Origin of the sequence: Arenibacter lacus (genome assembly GCF_008711145.1) — a bacterium.
GTDB classification, from domain to species: Bacteria; Bacteroidota; Bacteroidia; order Flavobacteriales; family Flavobacteriaceae; genus Arenibacter; species Arenibacter amylolyticus.
In genome coordinates, this window is record NZ_VVIN01000119.1 from 1 (window position 1) to 4,096 (window position 4,096).

Here is a 4,096-nt window from a genome sequence, read left to right on the forward strand (position 1 = left end):
GGGAAAGTGTTAAAGCGAAAATAAGAAAAGTGTTAATTTGGACTTCTCTATACAATTTTCCTATCGTCGAATCACCCGTCTACCTTCAGGTAAACTCTAAGTGACAAGGAGAAATAGATGTATTAATGGTTTTCGATTTGTAAATTTGAAAATGTGCCTTCAGTCATTTCGACATGAGTTGCTTTTCGCAACGATTGAGAAATCACATACGCTAAGGGAGGGGTTTCGAATGTCTAATTTAGTTAGTAGTCCAGAAATTGGGTAACTGCCAAAATCAGTACCAATAGTATTATTCTTTTCATAATGGTATATTTAAAAATGTATACCACAAATGAATCGCAATAGTCTTACTTCTGAAATCAGTTTCGGTTGAACTGCAAATTGGGTGTATAAAATGCATATTTATGTTTTGGAAGGGATTGGGCTATCACGTAACCCGGCATTAAACATAGTATTTATTGTAGGAAAAATCTAGGAATCTTCAATAAATATAGCTTCTCGTACAGTTCTGTAGAACGGTGGAGATAGCCAACAATATAGGTCCCAAAAGGACCTTGCCATAAAATTTTGAAGGTTATTTCTAAACATCGACTAACACCTATTCAACCACTTCCCAATAAGCTTCACCTAGCACTTTCACGGCTTCTTCCATTTCCTGCTGATTAAAATGTGCAAATCCTAGTCTTAGAGCGGTTATGGATCGATTTTGATAGAGGCAAATACTCGGAACAAAGAGTCCTTTTTCTCCTGCTTTTTTCTGCAATTGCGTCAAAGAAAATAAGGTATTAAACCGAATCCAAAAAGCCAAACCAGCTTGCGGTATAGTGAATAGAATGTTGTTCTTAAAATGCGTGTTGAGGAGTTGGGCAAACATTTCTTTCCGCTCAGCGATTACTTTTTTGGATTTTCTTTGGTATCGATGAATGTCTCCTTCGTGAATGAGCTCTCTCAATGCTTTTTCCATCATGCTATCTGGTTTACCAAAGATATTCAGATATTTTGCTGCTTCCTGCAAAAGGTCTTTAGGAGCTATTAAAAAATTCATTTGAAAACCTGGATTTAAAAACCGTCCGAAAGTGCCAACATAAATGATGCGATTGCCGCCGTTTATTCTAAAAAGCGATTCTTTTTTGTTTTTTATCATAGAAAATTCAAAATCCCTATCATCTTCAATTACAATGAAATTGTATGCTTCTGCCAAATCTAGCAATTGCTTTTTCCGCTTTTTGGAAAGACGAACGGTAGTGGGATATTGGCATGTGCTGTTGATATAAACCATTCGTATTTGGCCAGGTTTATAATGGTTTTGAATATAATCAATGTTCATTCCGTCCGCATCTACCGGAACTGTTTTCATTTTGGCACCGGCTTGACTATAAATCATATTGGGTAAAAAGTAGCTGAGCTCTTCCACCAAAACAAGATCGCCTGTATTGATCAGTAAACGCGATAAGATGGAATGAACCTGTTCCAATCCAGCTACGGGCAGCAAAAAATCCCTAGAAAGATGAAAGCCACGGGTTAAATTTAGATAATAACTGAGCTGGTCCCTAAATAACAGACTATCATCAACAGCATTTAAGAAAGGAGCTGATTGATTTTTTCTTCGAATTACCGAAGTGTAAAAACGAACAAGTTCCTCCGATTTAATGATGCGATAATCTGGCGTGCCATCGGTAAAATATAATTTTTCCTGTTGTTTTTCTATTGGGGTATCCAATATAAAATCCTTCTTGAAATGAAACCCTGCCTTTTCTGGAGGATGCTGAAAAGCGTTGGTTTTTTTGGATTGAGTGGGGGAAAGCTCAGGATTTCTAACGAAAGAGCCAATGTTTGGCAGGGTTTCTATCCACCCTTGTTCTTGTAGCTCTGACATAGCGGCTACTATTGTCTTTCTGTGTACTTGAAGCTCTTCGGAAATTTTCCTACTACCAGGAAGTCGGTCATCATCTTCCAAAAGGTTGCTTTTTACGGCGTTAATAAACTGATAAACAATTTGCATATAGATAGCCTCTTTTTTGCGACGATCTATTTTTATGAAGGAATTAAAAGGAATTATAACCGGACTACTCATAATTTACATATCGGACTGCCAAAAATACTATTTTAATCCGAACCTTTGCCATCAATTTTAAATACTACGATTAAAGAAGTCTTTATGAAAAAACAATTAGCGACATTAATTCTATTAGCTGCCATACCTAGCTTCTCGCAAGAAAAGAATACGGTTCCCGATGCAGATCAGGAAATAAACGAATTAGATGAAGTTATTATTCAGGGAAACAGATTGCAAACTCCTTTTAGTGAGTCCACACGGGATATTCAGGTCATTACCCAAAAACAAATTCAGGCCCTTCCTGCTAAATCGCTCAACGAGGTTTTATCTTTTATAAGTGGTGTGGACATTCGGCAGCGTGGTCCGTTTGGGACACAGACCGATATTTCTATTGATGGTGGAACTTCGGAGCAAACTTTGGTGCTGATTAATGGGGTGAAAATGTTAGACTCCCAAACTGCCCACAATATGATGAATATTCCTGTGCCATTGAGTGCTATAGATCATATTGAAGTCATAAGAGGTGCTGCAGCGCGGGTTTATGGAATCAATGCCCTTACCGGAGCTATTAATATTGTTACCAAAAAGAGCAAACTCTCCAGTGTATCTGCAGATATAAGGGGCGGAAGTTCTTTTAAAGCCAAGGAGGAAGGTGACGGTGAAGGGATTTACGCTGGCGGTGCAGCTGAGGTTACAGGAGTTTTCGGATCTGATAAGCAGAGTCAGCTTTTTTCATTCGCTCAAAGCAATTCTAACGGACAGCGCTATAACTCGGCCTCAAAGAATTCGCGGCTTTTTTATAGCGGAAATTATGATTTTAACGAAAACAACAGCATTCAGGCAATGGCAGGCTACGCTCAAAGTCAGTTTGGTGCCAATGGGTTTTATGCCGCTCCCGGTGATATTAATTCGGAAGAACATGTAAACTCCGCTGTTTTTAGCCTATCCTCCAAGCATACTTGGGGCGATTTTACACTTTCTCCTAGAATTAGTGATCGCTATGGGGAAGATGACTACCGTTATTTTAAGGATGATTTAAGTAGAGGCCGGTCTAAACATTATACCAACGCGTTAATGCTTGAATTGAATAGTAGTCTCAAGACAGAAATTGGAACTTTTGGTTTTGGTTTGGAGTCCCGATTAGAAAAAATCAACAGTTCAAATATTGGTGAACATGAGCGCGATAATCACGGTGTATATGCAGAGTTTAAAAGCAATCTAAGTGAAAAGCTAAGAGGGACTATTGGTCTATATGGCAACTATAACACAGATTATGGTTATCAGCTGTATCCTGGGTTAGATTTGGCATACCTTATCAATCACTACTGGAAAATAGCTGGGAGTATCGGTTCTGGGCAGCGCATCCCATCTTTCACGGACTTATACCTTGATCAGCGACCTGGGAATGTTGGAAATGCCTTGCTTCAACCTGAAAACGCATGGAACTATGAGGGGAATATTCAGTATCAAAATGGAAACCTACAGTTGAAAGCCGGGTATTTTTATCGCCACATTTCTGAATTTATCGATTGGGTAAGAGAAGATGCCTCAACACCTTATTCTCCAGTTAATTTTGGAGAAAACACCATGCATGGCATTTACGGAAGAATGCAGCAGGATTTTGAATTGGGAGGGAAGCAATCCTTTGGATATCAGCTGAGTTATAATTATTTGAGCCCTTCCTTTGAGACTTCATCGGAAATACAATCGAAATACGTATTAGAGTCTTTGAAACATCAGTTGGTGGCAGGGGTTCATTATCGTATCAACGACTTTTCATTACATATTAAAAACAGGTGGTTACAGCGAGAACTTGCCAATGCCTATAACGTTGCCGATGTTCGACTAAATTACAAGGTTCAGAACTTCCTTTTATACACCGAGATAACTAACCTATTCAATGCCGTGTACAAAGAAGCAGGTGCTGTTCCTATGCCCACACGTTGGTTTGGATTGGGGGTTACCTATCAATGGAACCAGGGGTAAAGACGGACCAGCATATTATTCCGTAGTTGGTGGGAGCCTGCCTGAGTCGGCAGA

2 protein-coding genes are annotated in these 4,096 nt (G+C 39.1%); one reads left to right on the forward strand and one right to left on the reverse strand.

Annotated elements, in window-relative coordinates; genetic code table 11:
• Nucleotides 1-598 precede the first annotated feature (598 nt).
• Nucleotides 599-2,074: an aminotransferase-like domain-containing protein gene (locus F1E73_RS16495; RefSeq protein WP_150452590.1), complete on the reverse strand. Its 1,476-nt coding sequence runs from the start codon at nt 2,072-2,074 to the stop codon at nt 599-601.
• Nucleotides 2,075-2,158: 84 nt separating this feature from the next.
• On the opposite strand from F1E73_RS16495, the gene F1E73_RS16500 reads away from it, so the two are divergent.
• Nucleotides 2,159-4,042: a TonB-dependent receptor plug domain-containing protein gene (locus F1E73_RS16500; RefSeq protein ID WP_150452591.1), complete on the forward strand. Its 1,884-nt coding sequence runs from the start codon at nt 2,159-2,161 to the stop codon at nt 4,040-4,042.
• Nucleotides 4,043-4,096 lie beyond the last annotated feature (54 nt).

Bases quoted from the DNA above. Each gene is read 5' to 3' on its own strand.
- F1E73_RS16500 (WP_150452591.1), top strand. From the start codon at position 2,159: ATGAAAAAACAATTAGCGACATTAATTCTATTAGCTGCCATACCTAGC.
- F1E73_RS16495 (WP_150452590.1), bottom strand. From the start codon at position 2,074: ATGAGTAGTCCGGTTATAATTCCTTTTAATTCCTTCATAAAAATAGAT.